This is a genomic window from Streptomyces sp. 13-12-16 (genome assembly GCF_002114215.1).
Classification (GTDB): domain Bacteria; phylum Actinomycetota; class Actinomycetes; order Streptomycetales; family Streptomycetaceae; genus Streptomyces.
This window is the reverse complement of record NZ_NCTE01000320.1, coordinates 1-20,866: the sequence shown is the minus strand read 5'-3', so window position 1 is coordinate 20,866 and position 20,866 is coordinate 1. Positions and strand designations below refer to the sequence as shown.

General features: G+C 69.9%; 18 protein-coding genes, 1 tRNA gene and 3 pseudogenes. 13 read left to right on the top strand and 9 right to left on the bottom strand.

Translation table 11 applies throughout. From position 1 onward, the window contains the following. Positions 1-212: 212 nt before the first annotated feature. The 3 genes from B7767_RS13665 to B7767_RS13655 all read left to right on the top strand — a co-directional run bounded on the left by B7767_RS13665 (position 213) and on the right by B7767_RS13655 (position 2,786). Positions 213-650, top strand: coding sequence for a DUF2690 domain-containing protein (locus B7767_RS13665; protein ID WP_179167140.1), 438 nt, complete (start codon positions 213-215; stop codon positions 648-650). A gap of 211 nt (positions 651-861) precedes the next feature. Then, complete coding sequence (locus B7767_RS13660; RefSeq protein ID WP_256923425.1) at positions 862-1,635, top strand: transposase; 774 nt, start codon at positions 862-864, stop codon at positions 1,633-1,635. 224 nt (positions 1,636-1,859) lie between these two features. Next, positions 1,860-2,786, top strand: a complete 927-nt coding sequence (locus B7767_RS13655; protein ID WP_107486079.1) for an SDR family oxidoreductase — start codon at positions 1,860-1,862, stop codon at positions 2,784-2,786. Positions 2,787-2,853: 67 nt separating this feature from the next. Here the strand turns inward: B7767_RS13655 and B7767_RS13650 are convergent, their stop codons facing one another. Further along, positions 2,854-3,477: a transposase gene (locus tag B7767_RS13650; protein ID WP_373408212.1), complete on the bottom strand. Its 624-nt coding sequence runs from the start codon at positions 3,475-3,477 to the stop codon at positions 2,854-2,856. A gap of 113 nt (positions 3,478-3,590) precedes the next feature. Next, positions 3,591-3,932, bottom strand: coding sequence for a helix-turn-helix domain-containing protein (locus B7767_RS49290; protein WP_371100906.1), 342 nt, complete (start codon positions 3,930-3,932; stop codon positions 3,591-3,593). Between the two features lie 196 nt (positions 3,933-4,128). Here B7767_RS49290 and B7767_RS13640 point away from each other — a divergent pair, with 196 nt between their 5' ends. Further along, a complete protein-coding gene (locus B7767_RS13640; RefSeq protein ID WP_256923424.1) occupies positions 4,129-4,827 on the top strand; it encodes an FAD-dependent monooxygenase in 699 nt (232 codons plus the stop codon). Between the two features lie 107 nt (positions 4,828-4,934). On the opposite strand, the gene B7767_RS13635 is transcribed toward B7767_RS13640, so the two are convergent. From B7767_RS13635 to B7767_RS13620, 4 genes and pseudogenes are all read right to left on the bottom strand, one after another. Continuing rightward, a complete protein-coding gene (locus B7767_RS13635; protein ID WP_085572418.1) occupies positions 4,935-7,427 on the bottom strand; it encodes an excinuclease ABC subunit UvrA in 2,493 nt (830 codons plus the stop codon). A 120-nt stretch (positions 7,428-7,547) separates the two neighbouring features. Then, positions 7,548-7,958 (bottom strand): ACT domain-containing protein, encoded by a 411-nt coding sequence (locus tag B7767_RS13630; protein WP_085572423.1) that lies wholly within the window; start codon positions 7,956-7,958, stop codon positions 7,548-7,550. A 349-nt stretch (positions 7,959-8,307) separates the two neighbouring features. Continuing rightward, positions 8,308-9,572: pseudogene (locus tag B7767_RS13625) on the bottom strand (IS701 family transposase). Positions 9,573-9,637: 65 nt separating this feature from the next. Further along, positions 9,638-10,843 carry an erythromycin esterase family protein gene (locus B7767_RS13620; protein WP_085572417.1) on the bottom strand — a complete coding sequence of 402 codons (1,206 nt, stop codon included), beginning with the start codon at positions 10,841-10,843 and terminating at the stop codon, positions 9,638-9,640. Between the two features lie 58 nt (positions 10,844-10,901). Between B7767_RS13620 and B7767_RS13615 the strand changes: the two genes are divergently transcribed. The 7 genes and pseudogenes from B7767_RS13615 to B7767_RS13580 all read left to right on the top strand — a co-directional run. Beyond that, positions 10,902-11,624, top strand: coding sequence for a TioE family transcriptional regulator (locus B7767_RS13615; RefSeq protein WP_085572416.1), 723 nt, complete (start codon positions 10,902-10,904; stop codon positions 11,622-11,624). Between the two features lie 409 nt (positions 11,625-12,033). After that, positions 12,034-12,615: a hypothetical protein gene (locus B7767_RS13605; protein WP_143652427.1), complete on the top strand. Its 582-nt coding sequence runs from the start codon at positions 12,034-12,036 to the stop codon at positions 12,613-12,615. 324 nt (positions 12,616-12,939) lie between these two features. Continuing rightward, positions 12,940-13,013, top strand: a tRNA-Met gene (locus tag B7767_RS13600). Positions 13,014-13,683: 670 nt separating this feature from the next. Further along, positions 13,684-14,856 carry a prenyltransferase/squalene oxidase repeat-containing protein gene (locus B7767_RS13595; RefSeq protein ID WP_085572413.1) on the top strand — a complete coding sequence of 391 codons (1,173 nt, stop codon included), beginning with the start codon at positions 13,684-13,686 and terminating at the stop codon, positions 14,854-14,856. 74 nt (positions 14,857-14,930) lie between these two features. After that, positions 14,931-15,716, top strand: a complete 786-nt coding sequence (locus B7767_RS13590; protein ID WP_085572412.1) for a hypothetical protein — start codon at positions 14,931-14,933, stop codon at positions 15,714-15,716. A 77-nt stretch (positions 15,717-15,793) separates the two neighbouring features. Beyond that, positions 15,794-16,435 carry a bifunctional 2-polyprenyl-6-hydroxyphenol methylase/3-demethylubiquinol 3-O-methyltransferase UbiG gene (locus tag B7767_RS13585; protein ID WP_179167139.1) on the top strand — a complete coding sequence of 214 codons (642 nt, stop codon included), beginning with the start codon at positions 15,794-15,796 and terminating at the stop codon, positions 16,433-16,435. Between the two features lie 178 nt (positions 16,436-16,613). After that, a pseudogene (locus B7767_RS13580) lies at positions 16,614-16,877 on the top strand (hypothetical protein); the annotation flags it as partial. A 292-nt stretch (positions 16,878-17,169) separates the two neighbouring features. Here the strand turns inward: B7767_RS13580 and B7767_RS13575 are convergent. The 3 genes from B7767_RS13575 to B7767_RS13565 form a co-directional block, all read right to left on the bottom strand. Beyond that, positions 17,170-17,568, bottom strand: a complete 399-nt coding sequence (locus B7767_RS13575; RefSeq protein WP_085572410.1) for a hypothetical protein — start codon at positions 17,566-17,568, stop codon at positions 17,170-17,172. 106 nt (positions 17,569-17,674) lie between these two features. Next, positions 17,675-19,333: an N-6 DNA methylase gene (locus B7767_RS13570; RefSeq protein WP_085572409.1), complete on the bottom strand. Its 1,659-nt coding sequence runs from the start codon at positions 19,331-19,333 to the stop codon at positions 17,675-17,677. Positions 19,334-19,435: 102 nt separating this feature from the next. Then, the gene (locus B7767_RS13565; protein WP_143652426.1) at positions 19,436-19,900 is read right to left on the bottom strand and encodes a hypothetical protein; all 465 of its coding nucleotides are present in this window, start codon (positions 19,898-19,900) and stop codon (positions 19,436-19,438) included. A 234-nt stretch (positions 19,901-20,134) separates the two neighbouring features. Between B7767_RS13565 and B7767_RS13560 the strand changes: the two genes are divergently transcribed. Together B7767_RS13560 and B7767_RS13555 are read left to right on the top strand one after the other, a co-directional pair. Next, entirely contained in the window at positions 20,135-20,653 is a 519-nt protein-coding gene (locus B7767_RS13560) for a hypothetical protein (protein WP_085572407.1), read from the top strand. Beyond that, positions 20,623-20,866 (top strand): annotated as a pseudogene (locus tag B7767_RS13555) (hypothetical protein); the annotation flags it as partial. The gene B7767_RS13560 and the pseudogene B7767_RS13555, both read left to right, overlap by 31 nt.

The following is a 20,866-nucleotide window of genomic DNA, read 5'->3' as shown; positions in this document are numbered from 1 at the left end:
CCGTGCTGGTGACCCCCTACAGCTGAACCGGCGAGGGCCTGCGGCGGGGACCGGCGTCCGGCCGGTCCCCGCCGCGCGCTCACTCGGTGGAGTGATGTACCGGCGGGAGGGGATTTCGGGCGCGCCGACCGGATCAGCATCCCGAGTGAGCACCGGTGCACTGGAGATCACGCTCCACGTGCGTCCGTCCCGGTGCGCTGAAGGAGAGTTTTGTGATCGTTCGCCGTTCAGTCCTCTCGTCCGTCGGCACCGCTGTCCTGACCTCGGCGCTGCTGCTGACCCCCGCTCTGTCGGCCGAGGCCGCCGCGCCGACCGCGTGCAAGGGTTCTTCGTGCACGGGAAAGAACCCTCAACGTGAGGGATGCGGTTCCGGCGCCGAGGTCATCGACCGGGTGGACCCGGCCGGTGGCGGGCCACGTGTGGAGCTGCGGAACTCGGCCCGGTGCAGCTCCGCCTGGGCACGGATCCAGAAGGCGAACGAGTCCTGGCGGTTCAGGATCGAGATCCGGGGCGGGAAGTCCTACCTTGCGAACGCTTCCCCCTCCTACCCCGCGTACACGCAGATGGTCGGGTCGAGCAACGCCTACCGCGCGTGCGTGGAGCAGTACGACGGACGAGGGGGCAGCTGGTCCTGCACCGGCTGGCACTGATCCGCCCGCCGCCCGTGGGCTCCGCCGGGACCGGACCGGGCTCGGCGGAGCCCACGGGCCGGAGCCGACCGCGTACAGGATGTACGCGGCCCGCTGCACGAAGGCGTCGGCCGACCGGGCCGAGCCGGACTCCGCTGCCGGTGGGCGGGGCGTGCGGACGTGACGCCGTTCAAGCGCCCACGTGCACGTACGAGGCCCACCGTTCGGGTGCGTGGAGCACCTGCAGGCATACGTCGCTGAACGACTCGGCGAAGCCGACGGAGTCCTCATCCTCGACGACACTGGCTTCGTCAAGAAAGGCACCACCTGCCAGTACTCCGGCACCGCCGGCCGCACCGAGAATCCCCCAAGGGGCACCCCCAGCCAGATCGGCGTCTTCGCCGCCTACGCCACCACCCACGGACGCGCCCCGGCGGACCGCGAACTGTATCTGCCCAAGTCCTGGACGGACGACCGCGAACGCTGCCGCGCCGCCAAGATTCCTGATGAGAGGGTCTTCGCCACCAAACCAGAACTGGCCAGGGCCATGGTGCTGCGCGCACTCGCCTCGCCGCTGCCGATCGCCTGGGTGACCGCGGATGCCGCCTACGGCCAGGAGTGGCGCTTTCGGCGGGCGCTGGAAGAAACCGCCGTCGGCTATGTGCTCGCCGTCCCGAAGTCCCAGCCGGTGCCCCGCTTCGGCCGGATCGACCATCTCTTCAGCCAGGCACCGGATGAGGCATGGGAGCAACGTTCGTGCGGCAACGGCGCCAAAGGCCCACGCGTCTATGACTGGGCGGCCGTCCAGCTCCCGGTGATCGAGGACTTCGACAGTGAGCGGCCCACTCATCACCGCTGGGACACCGTCTACGCGACCAACCTCAGCCAGGCCGGCGTGCCGGTGGAGTTTCATCTGCACCTCGGCGTCTCGCAGGAGTTCAACTCCATCGTCTTCGACTCCGGCGTCGCCCGGTGCCGACCGCGTTCGGGTCCTCAAGCGACTTGAATCGCAGCCGCGTTGTCTGGGCGGGCTGGTGACGCGACCGGCCGATGTTTGGCCGTCAATACCGGTGGGGGCCGGCCCGTCCCTTTTGAGCCCCGTTCGGAGAGCGACTGGAAATGAGGACGGAGGATGTCGGGTTAAGACGTGATCATGGAGTGGAACAGCCCGCGTCGGGGGCCAACGCGGGTTAGGAACGCACGAACAGATAAGGGAACCTCATGGGACTCATGTCCGACACGTTGACTCCGGACCTCCGGGGGAAGATCGCGCTGGTCGCGGGTGCGACGCGGGGAGCCGGACGAGCCATCGCCGTCCAACTGGGCGCGGCAGGTGCGACGGTCTACGTCACCGGCCGTACGACTCGGGAACGCCGCTCGGAGTACAACCGGTCCGAGACGATCGAGGAAACCGCAGAGCTGGTCACGGAGGCGGGCGGGACCGGAATCGCGGTGCCGACCGACCACTTGGTGCCCGGACAAGTCCGCGCGCTCGCCGACCGCGTCGACTCCGAGCAGGGCCAACTCGACGTGCTGGTCAACGATGTCTGGGGCGGTGAGCAGCTGTTCGAGTTCGACAAGAAGGTGTGGGAGCACGATCTCGACGCAGGGCTGCGGCTAATGCGGCTCGGCGTGGACACCCATGCGATCTCCAGCCACTTCCTACTGCCTCTGCTGGTGCGCCGGCCCGGCGGGCTCGTGGTGGAGATGACCGATGGGACTTCCGCGTACAACGGCAGCCATTACCGCAACTCGTACTTCTATGACCTGGTCAAGAACAGCGTACTGCGCATGGGATTCGTGCTGGCCCACGAGCTGAAGTCGTATGGCGGGACAGCAGTGACGCTCACGCCGGGCTGGATGCGTTCGGAGATGATGCTCGAGACACTCGGTGTCACGGAGGAAACCTGGCACGACGCGCTGACCGAAGTGCCGCACTTCTGCATTTCGGAGAGCCCTTCGTACGTGGGACGCGCGGTCGCGGCGCTGGCGGGCGACGCGGATGTCGCGCGCTGGAACGGCCAGTCGGTCTCCAGCGGGCAGCTCGCTCAAGAGTACGGCTTCACCGACCTCGATGGCTCGCGTCCCGACTGCTGGCGTTATCTGGTCGAGGTGCAGGAGGCGGGCAAGCCCGCCGACCCGTCCGGCTATCGGTGACGGGCACCTTTCCCGGACCGGCACAGACGGCGGTCAGCGCTGGTTCCGGACTACTGACTTCGGCTTGTCAGGGTGAGGCTGGATCGTCGAGGGTCAGGCCGGCGCCGGCTATGAAGCCGTCGAGGGTGTTGGGCCGGTACCAAAGGCGCTTGAGCCGGTTGCGTACGAGGGCTTCGAGCCGGTCCAGGGCAACGACGGCGAGGTTGGCCGGGCTGCGTTTGACGTGGGCCCACACGCCCTCGACGGGGTTGAGGTCGGTTGAGTAGGCGGGCAGCAGGAACACCGTCAGCCATGCACGCTCGGCGATCAGCTCGCGCATGGCGTGGGAGACGTGGGTGTTCAGCCGGTCCCAGACCAGCACGATCGGTGCCTTGACGGGCTGGTGGACGCCGTCGATCAGCGCGAGGAAGTCCCGCTCGCCCATGCTGCGGCGCGTGCCCCGGCCCGCTCGGTGGGTGCGCAGGCGGTGGCGCAGCCGGGTGCGGGAGCCGGGCCGCATGGCGATCAGCCCGGCCATGAACAGGCGTCCCGAGCGCTGGCCGCTGATGGTCACGACCGGGGTGTGGCCGCGTCGGCCCCAGGTGCGTCCTCTGGGCGGTCGGCGGGTGAAGCCTGTTTCGTCCTCGAAGCAGAGGTAGCCTCCGCAGGCCGCCCGGGCTCTTCCGCCTCCGCCCAGGTCTCCTCCTTCCACGCGGTGACGGCCTGTTCGTCGCGTTCGGCGACTCGCCGTGCGGGGACCCGCGGGCTGAAGCCGAGCCGGCGCATCAGCCTCGTCGCGCCGGAGACGCTGTAGGAGACGTGGAACTACCGGCCGATCAGGGTGGCCACCCTCGATGCGGTCCACACCTGGTCCTCCACCCGGCCGTGCGCGGCCGGACCCTGCTTGAGATACCCGGCGAGCTTCTCCGGGCAGCGCGGGGACAGACGGCACCGCGACCCGCTCGGGCCACGGGAGGCCAGAGCCTGAACGCCGCCTTCCCGCCACAACTGATGCCAGTGGTAGGCCGACTTCAGGCTCACCCGCAGCCGCCGTGCCACCTCCGGCGGCCTGTTCTTCTGCTCGAACAGCTCGGCCGCCTGCATCCGTACCGTCTCCCGACGTTGCCGCCCCGCAGCAGTCAGCCCGCCCCCATCCGTATACCTCACACAGCACGAGATACAGCCACCGCTTCGGGCCCTTCAGGGACTTCGCGAAGATTCACCCTGACGAGCTGAAGTCAGTAACTGGCTGACATCTCGACGGGAAGCGGCTCCGTGGTCCTCGACCGGTCCGTCCCTGCCGTGGTTCTGCGTCCCGCGCACTGCTCGTGCGACGGGTCCGGCCGTTGCGAAGAGTCAGAGGATGCCGCCGTCCCCACAGGTACTCATCGTCGGCGCCGGACCCGCCGGACTCGCGCTCGCGGCGGAACTGGCCGGCTTCGGTGTCTCCTGCCAGGTGGTCGACAAGCGCACCGGGCGCAGTCGGCTGTCCCGTGCCTGCACGGCTGCACCCCGCACCCTGGAACTCCTCGACATGCGCGGCCGGGTGGGCGACCTGCTGGCCTGGGGCCGGGAATGCCCGCATCCGCCGCTCGGCAACGAGGACGGCTACCCAGCCTACGGGCTACTCGACACCAATATGCCCTTCAGTCCGTCCATCCCACGGACACGGACCGAGGACGCCCTGCAGGCCTCCGCCGAGAAGGCGGGCGCGGTGCTGCTGCCCGGGACCGAGATGACCGGACTGTCACAGGACGACGACGGGGTCGACGTCGAGTTGACCGGTTCGGAGGGCCCGACCACCGTCCGGGCCCAGTACGTCGTCGGCTGCGACGGGGTGAACAGCACCGTCCGTGACGCCATCGGCGTGAGGTTCGGCGGCTGGAACCACGACCAGTCGCTGATGATGGCCGACGTCAGGCTGAGCAGTCCGCCGGGATCGGCCGAGTGCGCACGGATCACTCGGCGCGGCATGGCGGCCCTGTTCCCGTTCCGCGACGGCACATACCGGGTCATCGTGCTGGACCGGGAGAAGTTCCCGTCCCTGCCGACGAGTCGCTGACGCTGGAGGACCTGAGCGAGAGCTGCGCCGCCATCCTGAGCTCGGATATCGGCATCCACGACCCGCTGTGGCTGTCCCGGGGCCGAGCCCAGGGCGTCACCGGCGTCTCAGTGGTCGCCGTGCCCCTCCAGCAGCGGCAGGCCCGCCGTGTACCGGCGGAAGAAGCCTGCGGTCGGGGTGTCGGCCCCGGCCACCTGGTCAGGGGTGCCCACCGCCACGACCGCGCCGCCGTCCGGGCCGGCGCCCGGCCCCAGGTCGATCACCCAGTCCGCGGAGGCCGCGACGGGGATGTCGTGCTCAGCGATGACCACCGTGTTGCCCGAGTCCAGGAGTAGGTCGAAGGCGTCCACCATGCGCTGGATGTCGGAGGGGTGCAGACCCGAAACGGGTTCGTCGAGCACCACCAGTCCGGCCTTGCGGCCCGCGGAACCGCGCTGGATCGCCGACGCCAGCTTGAGACGCTGCGCCTCGCCGCCGGAGAGTTCCGTGGCGTTCTGGCCGAGTTGCAGGTAACCGAGGCCGACCCGGTCCATGGCTTCCAGCGCCTCCGCCAACTGCCGGTGCTCCGTGAGGCGTTCGACGGCCTCGGCAACGGTCAGCTCCAGCACCCCGTCGATGGTCAGCCCCTGGTAGGTGATTTCCAGGGCCTCCGGTGTGTAGCGGCGTCCTTCGCAGGCGTCGCAGACCACCCACACGTCCGGCAGGAAGTGCATGTTGACCAGCTTGCGGCCGTACCCGGTGCAGACCTCGCAGCGTCCGCCGTTGGCCGTGTTGAAGGAGAACCAGGAGGATTTGATGCCGCGCTTGCGTGCCTCATCGGTCTCCGCGAACAGTTTGCGGACGATGTCGAACGCCTTGCTGTACGTGGCGGGGTTGGACCGGGGTGTCCGGCCAATCGGCTCCTGGTCGACTACGGCGACCCAGCCGAAGGTCTCGGCCCCGGTGACCCGACGGACGGTGTCGGTCGCCGTTCCGGCCAGAACCGCCTCCGTCCCGGCACCGAGCGCGCCGAGGAGGCTGCTCTTGCCACTGCCGCTAACCCCGGTTAGGCAGGTCAGCCGACCCACGGGGAAGCGGACCAGGTCCGCTGTCACGTTGTGTGCGGACAGCCCGTGCAGCTCCACCCAGCCGGTGCCCTCCCTAACCGGCCGGCGGGTACGGCGCAGCCGCGGTCCTCTCCCGGCGAGGTAGTGGCCGGTGAGCGAGCGGGGATGCCCGGCAACGTCGGCGGGGGTGCCGGAGACGAGCACCTCGCCGCCCAACCGTCCGGCGCCCGGTCCCATGTCGATCACCCAGTCGGCGCGGGCGATGAGTTCCGGGTCGTGCTCGACCAGGAGCACGGTGTTCCCGGCCGCGCGCAGCTCCAGCGCCATATCCAGCAGATGGGCCTTGTCGGCGGGGTGGAGACCGGTGCCCGGTTCGTCCAGGACGAAGATGATGTCGCTGAGTTCGGTGCTGAGCTGGGCGGCGAGCCGGGTGCGCTGGAGTTCGCCGCCGGACAGGGTGGCTGCGCTGCGAGACAGCTGGAGGTGGGCGAGGCCTAGGCGGTCCAGCACCCGGAGTCTGCGGGCGAGATCCTGGAGGAGGGGTTCGCCAACCGCGCGCTGTACGGTATCGAGGCTGGAAGTGACCCGATCGCCCCAGGCTCGTACCTCGCGGACGTCGACTTCCAGCAGTTCAGGGTAAGCAAGTCCGCCGAGCCGTACCGACCGGGCGATCGCGTCGTAGCCGGTGCCCCCGCAGGTGGTGCAGGGCATCTTGCGCATGTACGGCAGATACCGTTCTTTCGCGCTGGGTGTCGCTGCGTTCGCGAAGACCCGCTCCACCTCGGCGAGCGCTCCGCGCAGCGGTTCGCTGGAAGTGAACGTCCAAGAGGACGTCTCGTTCTTGTTCGGCATGTCGACAGTGGCTTCGATCTTCTCGTCACCTGTGCCGTACAGCACCTCATGCCGGAAGCCCTCGGGCAATGACTGCCAGGGTTGGGCGAGGTCCACGCCGCGTTTCTCGGCCAGTGCGGGAATGAAGGCGTGCTCGCCGGAACGCCACTTGGCGTACCAGGGAGAGGCTCCCTCAAAGAGGGGCAACTCCGGTTGTGTGATGATGAGTTCCTCTCGCGCCTGCCAGCGCCCACCGACGCCGTGGCAGTCGGAGCAGCTTCCCTCCGGGGCATGTCGGTCGAAGTGGGCAGAGCTAAGACGGCCGTCGCCGGGAATCATGTCCGGTCCGATGCCGGGCAGCCGGGAGTAGAGCAGTCCGAGATGGCCGTCGATGCCGGTAATGGTGGCGACGGTGGAGCGAGGATTGCGGTTGAGCCGGCGCTGGTCGACGGCGAGGGTGGCGCCGAGGCCAAGGACCCGGTCCACCTTGGGGCGGTTGCGCTGGGTGATGTACTGCCGGACGAACGGCGATAGCCCTTCCAGATAACGGAGTTGGGCCTCATTGTGCAGGGTGTCGATCGCTAACGAGGTCTTACCGCTACCACTGACGCCGGTGAAGGCCACCACCTGCCCCTTGGGGATGCCCACGGTGACATCGCGGAGATTGTTGGTCCGTGCCCCCACCACTTCGATGGTCTCCGGGGTGTGCACGCTTTCTGTCATTCCTTCAGTCCTCTCCCGCCGACGGGAAGGGGAACGTACGGGCCCGGAGCTCCCGACAGGGGCCGGGTATCATCGCCCTGAGCATCTCGAAGGCCCTTCCCGAATAAATCACTGAGGCTACTACGCGACGCCGGCCGCACATCTGCGGGAGAGTGCTTCGAGCAGCTCCATGGCACAGCCCGTCGCCTCGTACGGCACGAAGAGATGGTCGTGGTGAAATCCGGCCACCACATTGCAACTGATCCCAGCTCCGGCGAGTTCTTGAGCAACGGCGGCGGTCAGGCCTACCGCGTCCAAGGAGGAGTGCACTCGCAGGACCAACCACCCGGCCACGTAGTCGTAGCCCAGCCCTGCCGCCTCGGCGTCCTCCTGCCGCAGCACCAGGGTGAGACCTTCTGGTTCGGCCACCGTAACGACTGGGGTCGCCCCGGGCGGGATGCCACCGGCCACGGTGGTGAACACGTAGCGCCCCGGATTCGGTTCCGGCCGCATGTCGATCAGGAGTCGGCGCAGGTCAGTTTCACCGGGCACGAAAGACACCCTATACAGCCGGGCAAACACAGAGCGCACCGTGACGTGTGGTCCCTTCGGTAAAGATACCGGGTTGCCGTCGGCGACGAGGTTGCCGGGGAACGGAAACGCGCCACTCGGCAGCCGGTGGAGGTTCCTCAGTCCGGAACGCAGGAGGCCGAGGTCCGATGCCGCTGACCATCCGGCACTCGGCCCCGCCTCCGAGCGCGGTTCCTCACGAGTGCCCCCACCGGCCTAGTAGGGCTTGGTCAGGTTCGTAGGGGTGTGGGTATGTCGCGGTGGCAGGTGGGGCAGGCGCCGGTCCATGTGGCGAGGAGCGTCTGGAGCTCGCGGACGACTTGGTAGAGGCTCAGGCCTGCGCCGGATCTTTTGGGTGGCGGGCCAGTCGTTGCAGAGTGCAAAAGGCGTGGGCGGCGGAGACGAGGGTGACGTGGTGGTGCCAGCCGGCCCAGGTGCGGCCCTCGAAGTGGGCCAGGCCCAGGGCCTGTTTCATCTCCCGGTAGTCGTGCTCGATGCGCCAGCGGAGTTTGGCCGGCCGCACCAGGTTGGCCAACGGCATGCCGGAGGGCAGGCTGAAGAGCCAGAACTGCACCGGTTCCGGCTCGGTGGCCGGCCACTCCGCCAGCAGTCACCGCTCGGGCAGCTCCGGATCATCGACGGCCCTGCGGACGCCGCGTCCGGCCGGGCGGACCCTAAGGGCGACGAAGCGTGAGTACATGCGCTTGACGCCATTGCGGCCCTTGCCCGGCCGGGATCCCTCCCGCCAGGACACCGGCCGGGCCGACGCCTTCCCGGCCACGATGACCAGGCCCTTCACGGTCTGCGCGGGCTCGGGATACTGCATCTTCGGCGGCCGGCCGGTGCCCGCATGGACCGGTTGGACGGGGTGGGCGTCGACCGGATGCGCGGTGTGACGGCCGGAGATCCCGACCACGTAGGGCAGGTCCCGTTCCTCCAGGCCGAGGCGGAAGGCTGCCGCATCGCCGTAGCCGGCGTCCGCGACCACCGGGGGAACATCAACGCCCCACGAGCGGGTCTCGTCGATCATGTCCAAAGCGAGCTGCCACTTCTCCGCATGCCCCACCTGGCCGGGAATGCCGCAGCGGGTGCGGCGGGCGACCTTGACCGCATCGGCCTCGGGCGAGGCCGGGTCCCAGGAGGCCGGCACGAACAGCCGCCAGTCGATCGCGGCCGAGGCACGGTCGCAGGCCAGGTGCACCGAGACGCCCACCTGGCAGTTGTGACCTTGCCCGCGGTGCCGGTGTACTGCCTCGACACGCACGCCGAGGCCTCCCCGTCCTTCAGGAACCCGGTGTCGTCCACGATCAGGGCTTCCGGACCGATCGCCTCGTGCATCCGCCAGGTCAGCCGGGCCCGCACATGGGCCGCGTCCCACGGACTGGAGGTGATGAAGTGCGCCAGCGCCTGCCGGTTTCCGTCCTCACCCAGACGAGCCGCCATCGGCTCCACCGACTTGCGCCGCCCGTCCAGCAACAGCCCGCGCACATACGCCTGCCCCCACCGCCGCTGATCCGCGCGGAAGAACCCGTCGAACAACTCCACCGCGAACGCCTCCAGGTCCTCCCGGGCCCCGGCCAACTCCTCAGGTGTCACACCAGTCCAACGACACCGACGAACAAGCAGACACGCCACTCACGAGTGAAGACGACCAGGCCCTACTAGCCCCGTGTGACGTCCCTGACGTACACGACCCCGTCGGTCCGGGTCAGGTGGGCCGGGTCGAACGGGGCGTAACCGAAGTACGGGGAGACCCGGGGAGCGGGGCGCGTGTCGGCGAGGGCGGTGGCCAGTCGGGGGGCGTCGATGACGCGGCGGTCCTCCGGGAGGGCGTACAGGAGTCCTTCGAGGGTGTCCGGGGGCGGGGTGCCCACTCCGTGGTGGTGGATCGTGCCGAGGGCCGTGGCCAGGAAGGCGTACCGCTCGCCGAGCCGGGCGCCGACGAGCGCGCCGGCGCTCCACCACTCCAGCAGCGGGTGGTCCCACATGCGCATCGTGCTCCGGTCCCGCTGGAGGTGGCTGTTGTGGGCGTGGACGAGTGCCGGGCCCCGGTCGGCGAGGGCGAGGAGGTTGCCGGCCATCATCGCGTCCCGTGTGGCCAGCAGTCGCGTCATGCGGGCCGGTGAGGTGTCGGCCATCCAGGAGTGGTAGCGCAGCACTCCGGTGGCGGTACGGCCGTACAGGCGCGCACGGTCCCGGTCGTCCCGCGAGGCCGTGGTGTTCAGGTGCGGCGTCTGCGTGTCGAGCAGCGCCACCAGGTCGTCGGCGAGCAGCCGCAGCTCCCTGGCCTCGGCCGAGCGGCCCACGGACCGGGACGGGTCCGTCATCGCGGCCTGGTCCGTCCACCGTTCGTCGGCGCCGAGCAGGCCGTCGAGGGTTTCCGCGGTGCAGGGCAGCAGGTCCGCGTCGACGTGGGCCGCGAGGTGGTCGTGGAGTGCGGTGAGGGCCTGCCGGGGGCTCGCGGCTCCGGTGATCTCCAGAGGGCCGTCGAAACCGGCGAAGCGGAGTCGCTCGGACGCGGGCCGGTCCTCGTTGTACGCCCGCATCCAGCGGACGAGTTCACGGTTGCCCGGGAACGCTCCCCACTCGTGGCTGAATCCGCGCTCCATGACCTCGTCGAGGGTGCCCGTGCCCGACGTGACGTAGGCGTCCACGAGCAGGCCCCGCACGCAGTCGCTCTCGATCGCGATCGTCCGGTAGCCCTCCTGCTCGACGAGCTGCCGGAAGAGCTCGTTGCGCAGGCCGAGGAGCATGTCCTCGCCGTGGGTGGGCTCGCCCAGGGCGAGGAGTCGCGGGCGGGCCGGAAACAGCCTCATGACGGCCGCGGCCTCGACGGCATGGGCGATGTCCGTGATGTCGGTTGCCATGCCTTCAACGGTATCGTTGAACTTTCGGTGGAAACCCTGGCGCGATATCGTCCGCCGCATGGGGCGGAACCTTCAAAGCGGTGGGAAGCTCAGGCCGATCGACCTGGCACGACGGCACGGTCTGTCCACACAGGCCGTCAGGAACTACGAGGAGGCCGGCGTCCTCCCCGCCGCCGCCCGCACGGCCCACGGTTACCGGACCTACACCCCGCTGCACGCGCGGGCTCTGCGCGCGTTCCTCGCCCTGGTGCCCGGCCACGGTCACCGGACGGCGACGGCGGTCATGCGGGCCGTGAACGAGGGTGCGGCCGACGAGGCGTTCCGCCTGATCGACGAGAGCCACGCCCAACTGCTCCGCGACCGGGAGACGCTCCGGGCCGTGGAGAGGGCCCTCCGTGACCTCTCGCCCCGCGCGGACACCGCGGCGTCCCGCCCTCGCCGTACGTTCATCGGGCCGCTGGCCGAGGAGCTCGGCATCCGGACCGCGACGCTGCGCAAGTGGGAGGCGGCCGGGCTCGTGCGCCCGCGCCGCGACCCGCTGACCGGTTACCGCGTCTACGACGAGGCCGACGTGCGCGACGCCCGGCTGGTCCACCAGCTCAGACGCGGCGGCCATCTGCTGGAGCAGATCGCCCCGCTGATCGCGCAGGTGCGGACGGCCGGCGGGCTGGAACCGCTGGAGGGCGCCCTGCGCGAGTGGCACGGCCGGCTGTCCGCCCGTGGACGGGCGATGCTGAGCGGGGCCGCCGAACTGGAGGCGTACCTCCGCGAGCGCGGATGAACTCGTCGAACCGGAGCAGGAACCCTACGTGTTGACATCGCCAACAGGCATGCTTCATTCTCTGGTCAGCACCAAGATCTCCCCCGGCAGCAACGCTGCCGCCGCGGCCCGCGCTCCAAGAGGGACCGTACACGCGGACCGCGGGCCCGATGTCCTGCGGAACCGGCTGGCAGACCTCCGGAGTGTTCCTCGCCCCGGCCGCAGCCGGCATGTTCGAGGACGGGAAGGCCGTCGTCTCCGGGGCCGCCCGCGTCGTATCGGTCCTCGCCGCGGTGCTCTTCACGGCGGGGACCGGCAGCCGCATTGTTGAGGCAGACGACCGCACCGGCGAGAACCCCGCCGGATCGGACCGACCAACCGTTCACCGGTGCCACCGCCCGCGCACACCGTCCCGAAACGGAGCCGCCGCATGACCGAGAGACCGGACACCACGCCCCCGCAGCCCCCGCCGCCCCCGACGGCACCGCCCACCGCTACCCAGGCCTACCCCGTGCCCGTCCCGGCAGCCGCGACAGGACGCCGTCCAGCCAAGCGCGCCCTCATAGTCGGCGCCGTCGTCGCGTTGCTCCTCACCGGTGGCGGCGTCACCTGGTGGGCGCTCGCCGACGAGGGGGACGTCATCGACCACGTCGAGGTCTCGGGCGGCAAGCTCGTCACCGATGACAGCGACGCGTACGAAGACTGCGACGACACCGACGAGTACACGTACAACGACTGCGACTCGGACACCGACGAGACCTACGAGTTCGTGTACGAGATCACGAACGAGGGAGACGGGCCCGCCAACTACTCGGTCATCGTCAACGCCTTCGACGAGGACGGCGACTTCATCGGCCAGACCTACATCGGATCGGCCCACCTGGCCGCCGGCGAAACCGACGCCGACAAGAGTGAGTTCAACGAGTACAGCGAGTTCGAGGACAAGCGCGAGCTGTCCGACATCGCGTCCGTGAAGGTCGCCCACGTCGAGCGCGTCGCACTGGCCAACTGAGCCGACAAACCAGGTCCCGGTGGTGTCCGCGACAGGGCAGCCACCGGGACACGGGCCACACCTCGGTGACGGACCCACGAAGCGCGCGTGCTCGGATCACGGGCGTGTGCCCGCGCCTTGCCCAGGTGCGGGAGGTGGGCGGCACATCGGGAAGCCGGCTTCGCGGGGCAGCACCACCACCGGTCCGGACCGCATCCGACTCGCGGACGGATGGTCGAACGACCAACCCCCGGCCCGGGCAGAACGGATGCCGGGCCGAGAACACCGTCCGCGGCTGACGCCCTCCGCCGGCCTCTGGAATCTTGTGTAGAGTGGCCTCACCGACGCGGGGTGGAGCAGCTCGGTAGCTCGCTGGGCTCATAACCCAGAGGTCGCAGGTTCAAATCCTGTCCCCGCTACAAAAGGAGGGGCCCGGCATCAGCCGGGCCCCTCTCGTGTGGGCGCTGTGTGCGGACGGTGCGGTGAAGCCCCGGTGGACTCGGCCCTGTCGCCCGAGCGCCACGCGGGCACGGAGCGATGTACGGCGGTCTGCACCACGGCCGGATCGACGTTGACCGGCTGCGGACGGTGCCGGCCGTGCTGGGGCCGGGCGCCACGTCCTGGACCGCGGTCCTGGACACCGGTCACGCCCGGCCGGCGAATCTTCGGCAAGGCCCTGTCGCGGGCTCCTGTCGTGGCCGCCGTCACAGGCCCGGGCAGTCTGTTCCGCTTTTCGGCGTCGTCTTCCCTCCCGGCAACCCGCGTTCCACGGCATATCAGGGAACGCACCCTTATCGGTTTCTTCAGCACACCGAATCCCATGTCGAACTGCAGTTCAGTTCCTGTCGGCGGTGGACGGCCGGCCCCGCGGGAAGAATGACCAATCGCTACCTTCTCGGTGTATGGCGTAGTACCCTCCGAAGAATCCGGGGGAACGGCAGGTGGACGGGGGCCCGCCTCATGGTGACGGCTATCGGCGTCAGTATCGATCTGGCCCGTACGGAACAGGCATTGGGAAATGCCCTGTCCTTTATGCGGAACCGTTTTCGACAAGGACGGGTTCCAGGGGTCGGCGGGTGGTACCACCAATTGGACGCGCCCGCCCCCGGCCCCACGGCGACGGCCGTCGGCCTCGAGATGTTCCACCACGTCGGGGAGCCCTTCGACCACTTCGACGACTGCCTGGGCTTTCTCCGCGAGCGTCAGGTCCGGTCGGCGGATCCCCGGGTGAACGGCGGCTGGTCGACCAACACCAGTCTCGGTCATCCGGTCATGGAAGCCACCGGCTGGGTCGCCTACGCCATCGGAACGGCCCGGACCGGCCTGATCGCCGACGGGCCGGACGCCCGAGCGGCGTACGCATGGCTGGTCAACAACCAGAACACCGACGGGGGTTGGGGTTCCCTGGCCGGATGCCCGTCACGTGTGTGGCTGACATGCCTGGGACTGCGCGCGCTGTACCAGCTCAACCCTTACGCGGCCGCCATCACCACGGGCCTCGAGTGGCTGATGGCGGCCCGCAGCGAGTCCGGCGGCTGGGGCGAGATACCCGGGCGGTCCCCCACGGTGACCCACACCTCGTTCGCCCTGGTGACGATCCTCGAACTCCGTCCCCGGTGGAACGACACCCGCACGCTTCCCGCCTTCGAATGGCTCACCGCCCATCTCGACACCACCAGGCTCGACGACCGGGACGCACGGGTGGAGAGCTACAACACCTCGGTTCTCGACGGGAGCAGCACGCCGGTGGTGTGGCAGACGATCATGCCGCACTACGGTCTCGCGTTCGCCGCGTCCGCCCTTCTGCGGCACCCCAGGGGCGCGCCCGCCGAGCTGATCACCGGCGCGTTCGAAACCATCACGTCGGGACAGCTGCCGAGCGGTGCCTGGCCCAACGTGCACGGTGGATCGGGGGAGTCGATCTGGTCCGTGGCGCCGTTCGTGAGCGCGCTGTGCGACCTGCGGCGCGTCTCCCCCGCGATGCCGTCCGATCACATCCTCTGGTCGCCGTCCCTCGTCGTGATCCAGCGTGCCGACGCCGGCGACCAATCGCTGACCGCCATCATCCGGGCGCAGCGCCGGTCCCGGTTCGCCCGTGCCTTCGGTCGCCACTGGTCCGTGGCTCTGCTCTCCCTGTCCGCGCTTCTCGGAATCCTGCTGGTGGGACTGGACAGGTTCTCCTGGCAGGATTTCACCTTGGGGCTCGTCCTCCCCCTGGGACTGTTCGTCACGGAGCACTACAGGAATCGACGCACGACCTGAGGGGGATTCCCTTGGATGATTTAGAGTGCACGTTCTGCCGGATACTTGCCACAGGGGCACCCACGACGGAGTACGTGGAGCTGGCGCGGTCCGCCCACGCGTTCCCTCCCGTCCGGCAGCACTGGTTCGTCGACCGCCACGTCCTGCTGGCCGAAGTGGCTCCGTTGAGCGCCGGGCACGTGCTGGTCATTCCCGACCTGCACATCCTCGCCGCCGCCCTTCTTCCGCCCGCCGAGAGGGTGCGCTTCGAGAAGGTCTGTCGCGAGGTGGGTCTTCGGCTGGCCGAACACTTCGGCCGTGACTCGTACCTGACCTTCGAGCACGGAACGGGCCGAGCCGGAGCGCTGTTGCCCCGCCGGGTGAAATGCGCCCCCACCGAGCACGCCCACGTGCACGTCCTGCCGAACTGCGTCGGGCCGGGGGTCCTGGACCTGCTGGATCAGTACACGAAGGCGGACGGGTACGCGGGAAGCCCCCTGAACCCGGCGGACTGGAGCACTCGCCGGACGGCGTTGGAGGAGCCCGGTTCCTCCTACCATTCCTTCTCGGTCGGAACACGCGAAGGGGAACGCGGGATGTTTTTCCGGCCACCGGACGGCGCCTTGCCGTCACAGTATTTCCGGCGATTCGTCGCACACTTCTCCCAGGGTTCCGCCGAAGCGTTCTCGGTGCGCTCCGACTGGCGGGACGAGGTGGTTTTCGCCGATGCCGCAGTGCTGCACGACATCACGGCGACAGCGCTGTTCCTGGAGGCGGACGAGTGGCGGGAGGGCCTGAGCGTACGCGGGAGTCGCGATATCGCACGACAGGACGAGACCGATCGCACAAGCACGCTGGCGCCCACCCACAGGCATGAATAAAAGCTATGACACGGCGATCATCGAGCCTGATTGCTACTCTGCGACAACAGATTCATACAGAGAAGGTGATCGATATCATGTCCATCAGCTTATTGGACGAAGAACAGGAGGCGGAGTGGTTCTATAGCGGAACGATCTCCTCCTACGATCGTTGCGCCGCCAGTTACGCGGCACAGAACGACTCGATCAGCGAAGTGGAAGATCTCCTCACGTTCTTCGACAAGGAAATCCCCTGCGCCGCGTCCCTGCTCGACGCGGGATGCGGACACGGCCGTGACGCCGAATACCTGAGCTCGCTCGGGCACACGGTGCACGGGATCGACCGCTCCGAAAAGCTCCTGCGCATGGCACGCGAGCGGGGGCCCAAGTCGCACTTCGTCGAAGGTGACATCCGTTCGCTCCCCTTCCGGGACCGCTCGTTCGACGGCCTCTGGATGAATGCGGTCCTGCACCACCTGATCCCTCCGCACATGCTCCAGGCGCTGACCGAATGCCACCGCGTGCTGAAACCCTCGGGCCTGCTCTTCGTCAGCGTTCATCTCGACGACTCGTCCGGCTGGCAGACCAAGGGGCAGGACTTCGTGCGCTACTACGCCCGCATCTCGGGCGCCATGCTTGCCGAATTCCTGCGGGACGCGAGGCTGACCCCCGTCCGGATGACATCCCGCAGCGCGGAGTCCCGCTGGCTGCACTGCTTCGCCCGGGCGCACGCCGGCTGACTCCCTCGCCCTTCTCCTCGCGGGCCTGCAACGATGTCGCCGCTCTTCCGCCCTCCCCCGTTGTCCCCGGGACGCCGGGAAGGGCCCATGCCCCTGCCGGGAGGCCGTGGTCCGCGGAGGCGGTCGCCTCCGGGACCGCCGCATCATGGCGGTCGGCGGCTGTCCTAAGGTCACGCGCATGTCGAGGACCACACCGCCGCGCCCGCTCGATGCCGAGGCTCTCTTCCCGGAGCCGGCCGCCTACCGGGGCACCACCACCCGGCTCCATCCGCGCCCGGGCCGACCGTACGTGGCGGACAGTTCCGTAGGCGGTCCGCTGCTGTGGCCTGCGGACGAGCCCTGGCCGGTGTGCACCGATCCCCACAGCCACACGCGTGGCCTGCGCCCGGCGGACGTCCACCGGCAGCGGCAGATCCTGGCTTCCGCGTGGCTTCGTGAACCGGACCCCTACCTGTGACCCGCCGTCGAGCCGTTCGTGGTGTGCACGAGGGCGCACGGTGCCGAGCGGGGCGGCCGAGCCGGAGGCGTGCCTCCGAGCACGTGGACGAGCGGCGTCGGACGTGGTGCCCGGCCCACACCGGGCCCCACATCCCCTCGCCGCCGGCACCGGGGATGCCCGTCACACAGGGAGGCTCCGTCTCACCGGCATCGGCACTCAGCCGAGGGCACCGAGCAGCGTCGACAGGGACGCGTGCAGTTCGCGTTCCCGGTACGCGCTCCCTGACGGGCGCCTCCTACAGCCCCGCCCGCGCCAGCAGTACCGGCAGGGCCTCCGGTTTCACCTTCTGGACCGACCGCACCTGTCCCAGGCCCAGTTCCTCGCGGCTCACCGGATCGCGGTACAGCGCCTTCGTCGCCTCGGTCACCAGGGTCACGGGGACCACGTAGGGGATGTCGGGGTCCTCGTCGTCCGGGCGGGGTTCCTCGTCGACCTCGGCCACCGCGGCGACCGCCGACTCGGGCCGGGCGAAGAGGAACCAGAGGCGGTCGCCCGGCTCCATGCGGTTGCGGCGGCTGAGCCAGAGCTCCAGCTCCGGTTCCTCCTCGGCGAGTTGGAGCATCGTCTCCTTGTCGGACGGTTCCCCGTCCAGCGTGTCCCTGCGCGGATCGAGGACGTAGATCCAGTCCGCCATGGAATCCCCTTCGGTAGGACGCTCGACCCGCGTGAAGGCACATCGGTGCAGCGACTCATGGTGCCAGACACCCGGGGGATGCGCGTACACGTTTTCGACAGAGGCGTCAGGCGTCGGGTTTCAGGGCACCGTTGCTGAGGCCGTCCCGCGCCAGTGCCGCGATCTGCCGGCTGAGTTCCGCCACCCTCCGCGACCGCTCCTCGAACTCCCTCAGCGCGTGGAACGCGGCCCCGTAGCCGCGCTGTGCCGTGATGTCCATCTGCGGGATGCGGGCACCCTTGCTGTCGAGCCGGAAGGTACCGCTGGCGGTGGTGGAGCGGCGGCTGTTGGCGGCGCTGTGCAGGAAGCCCTGGAGGAAGTCCGTGTCGAGCTGGTCGCTGACCGAGACCGGTTCCGGGTCCGCGTACTCGACCAGCCCGGCCCTGATCAGGTCGGCGACGCTGACGCTCGGGCCGTCCAGAGCGCCGGTGCCTTCGCCGGCGATCAGGGCGGGGAGCAGTTCGGACAGGCGCCGCACCTGCTCGGTCAGCTCCTGGCGCAAGGTGTCGTACTCGGTCACGTAGTCGCGGTGGGACTCCTCGACGTGACGGCTCGGCGTGAGGTCGACCATGTCGTCGAGCAGATCGATCTGGGGGACCTCGGTGATCTGCTGGGGCCGCGGCTCCAGGGGGTCGTCCGGGTCGTTGGAGGTGAGGTCCACCATGCGTACGGCGGTGGCCGCGTCGCCCGGGGTCCGCGGGCGGCGCAGATGCCACAGGTGCACGGGGAGGGAGTGCGCGGCGGCCGTACCCGGGGCCAGCGCGGTGACCTGGGTGAGGATGCCGCGGCGGACCAGCTCGGCCCGGATGCGGCGGCCGGCCTTGCGGTAGGCCACCGAGGCGGGCATGACCATGATGAGACGGCCACCGGGCGCGGTGTGCGCGTAGGCGTGCTGGAGCCAGGCGAGTTCGCCCTCCGCGCGGGAGGGCGTGCCGAGCTCCCAGCGCGGGTCGAGGAGGAGGTCCTCCCGCCCCCAGTCGGTGTCGCTGACCGGCGGATCGCAGACGACGAGGTCGGCCTTGAGGTCGGGCCACCGGTCCGCGCGCAGGGAGTCGCCCTGCTCGATCTCGGTACGGGGAAGTCCGGCGAGGCCGGCGCGCGAGCGCGCGAGCCGCGCGCTGCGGGCGTCCGCTTCCTGGCCGCAGCACCTGGCGCCCCGTTCGGCGCCGATGGTGAGCAGGAGGGTGCCGATTCCGCAGGCCGGATCGAACAGCACCGCGTCGGCCGGCACGTCGCCCACGAAGTGCCTTACGGCCCGGACCACTCGGGGCGAGGTCACCTGGTCCGAACCCGCCCGCCGCACGGACTCGGTGAAACGCTCGGCGAGACCGTTCACCACGTCCGCGGCGGAACCGCCGTCGGCCATGCGGCGGGCGATCCCGACCGCCTGGTCGGGCAGCGCGGCCGGCGTCTCCTCCTCGGGGGCGGCGAGGACGTGCGCGATGTCCGCGAGCCCGCCGAGGATGTCGTCGCCGTAGGCCCCCCGCAGCACCTGCCAGAGCTGGACCTCGTCGGTGACGTCCTGTCCCTTGCTCTGCTTGTCCAGCCAGGCCTGGACCTCGGCCAGGTCGAAGAGCGGGCTGTTGGCGCCACCTCCGACCGGCGCCGGGAAGTCGTCGTACCGCCGTCGCCAGTTCGACACGGCGGCACGGGTGACCCCCGCGATACGGGCGATCTCGGAACCGGTGACCGACGGGTTCGTCGGCGTGGCCGGGGTCTGTGGCATACCGCCTACGGTACACAGCCCTCCAGCCGCGTTTCAATGGACGTCGTTGACGACGTCAACGGCGCGCTCATATGGCCGGCCCGGGCCGCTCGTCTGTCGGTGTCACTCACGGGCCGGGCACGCCTCCACGAGCCCGGTCTCCGGCGCCTGCTCCTCCCACTCCTCACGGGTCGGGCCGCCGCCCGCGGCCCTGCAGGCCATGCCGAGGGTGTCGGCCGCCGCCTCGGGGCAGGCGCCGAGGTCGACGACGTGGGCGGGCCCCGCGCTCGTCGTGATCACCGTCCGCCCGTGCGGTCCGACCGGGACCACCTCGTCGACGCCTTCCCCGTGGCCGCTGAACGAGTGGGCCGGGTGCGGCCGTTCGGGGTCGGCGGTGCTCCACGGGCGTACCGTGCCGTCCTCCCCCGCACCCGCCGGCAGCCGGCCGTCGGGATGGAAGGCCGGCTGGGCGGATTTCGCCCGGTCCGTGTCCATGGGCTCGGTCGCGCCGGGCGCGTGTCCGGCACCGTCCTCTCCGGCGTCCCACGGATCCACCCGGACCCCGGGCCGCTCGGCGACGGCCGCCACCACATCGCCGTGCGGAGAGGGTCTCGCTCTCGCGCCACCTCCGCAGAGGCGGGTGTCACCCGACAGGGAGGTGATCCTGGGGAGTGAGGACGTCCCTGGGACCTCCTCGTCCCTCCCTGCGGACAGCAGGCCCCACCGGGGTCCCGCACGGCACATGTTCCAGGGCGTTGTCAGTGGCTGCCGATAACTTGATCTCGTTGCGCCGTTCTGGCGTTGACGTCCCCTTTCGCATGCATGGGAGATGGTGCGTTGTCGGTCCGGGAGAAGTCGAGTACGGCGCGGGTGGTGCCGCCCGCGCGGCCGCGGAAGCTCGCGAAGGTGCCGTTCGTGGAGCTGGCCGACGGCCGGTTGCAGGGTGTGGTGTCCAGCGGGTCGGACATCGGGCGGGTGTACGTGTCGTCCGTCGAGGCGGGGACGTACGCGTTCGCGTGCAGCACCAACAACAACCGGCCCTGCGGCGGGGCGCGCGGGGGTTTCTGCAACCACATACGCGCCCTCGTCGACGAGGCGGTGCTGCAGTACGGCGTCGAGCGCGTGACGCGGTACCTGAAGGTCGAGGTCACCGGCGAGGACCCGGACGCCCACAGCGTCTTCAGCGCCATGGGCTACACGCGGCCCGCGCAGGGCGGCAGTTCGGCCGCGGCGCAGGTGTTCAGCCGGTTCCTGCGGCATCTGGCCTATCTCGAACTGGCCCCGGACAACAGCCCGTTGCCCGAGATGCAGTGGTTCCCGACGACGAGGGCGGTGGCGTGATGCGTGCCGATCTGCTGAACGACACCGTCGACGGGCTCGACGAGGCCCTCGCGGCCGTGGACGGGTTCGACGAGGTTCTCGTGGGCGGCCTGCTCCGTCCGGGGCCCGCTCAGGCCGTCGGGCTGGCCGCCCTCGCCGAGGCCGTCGCCGGGTCACCGCTGGCCGGGCGGGTCGCCGAGGCGGCCGGGAAGACGGCCGCCGGGGCCGCCGGCG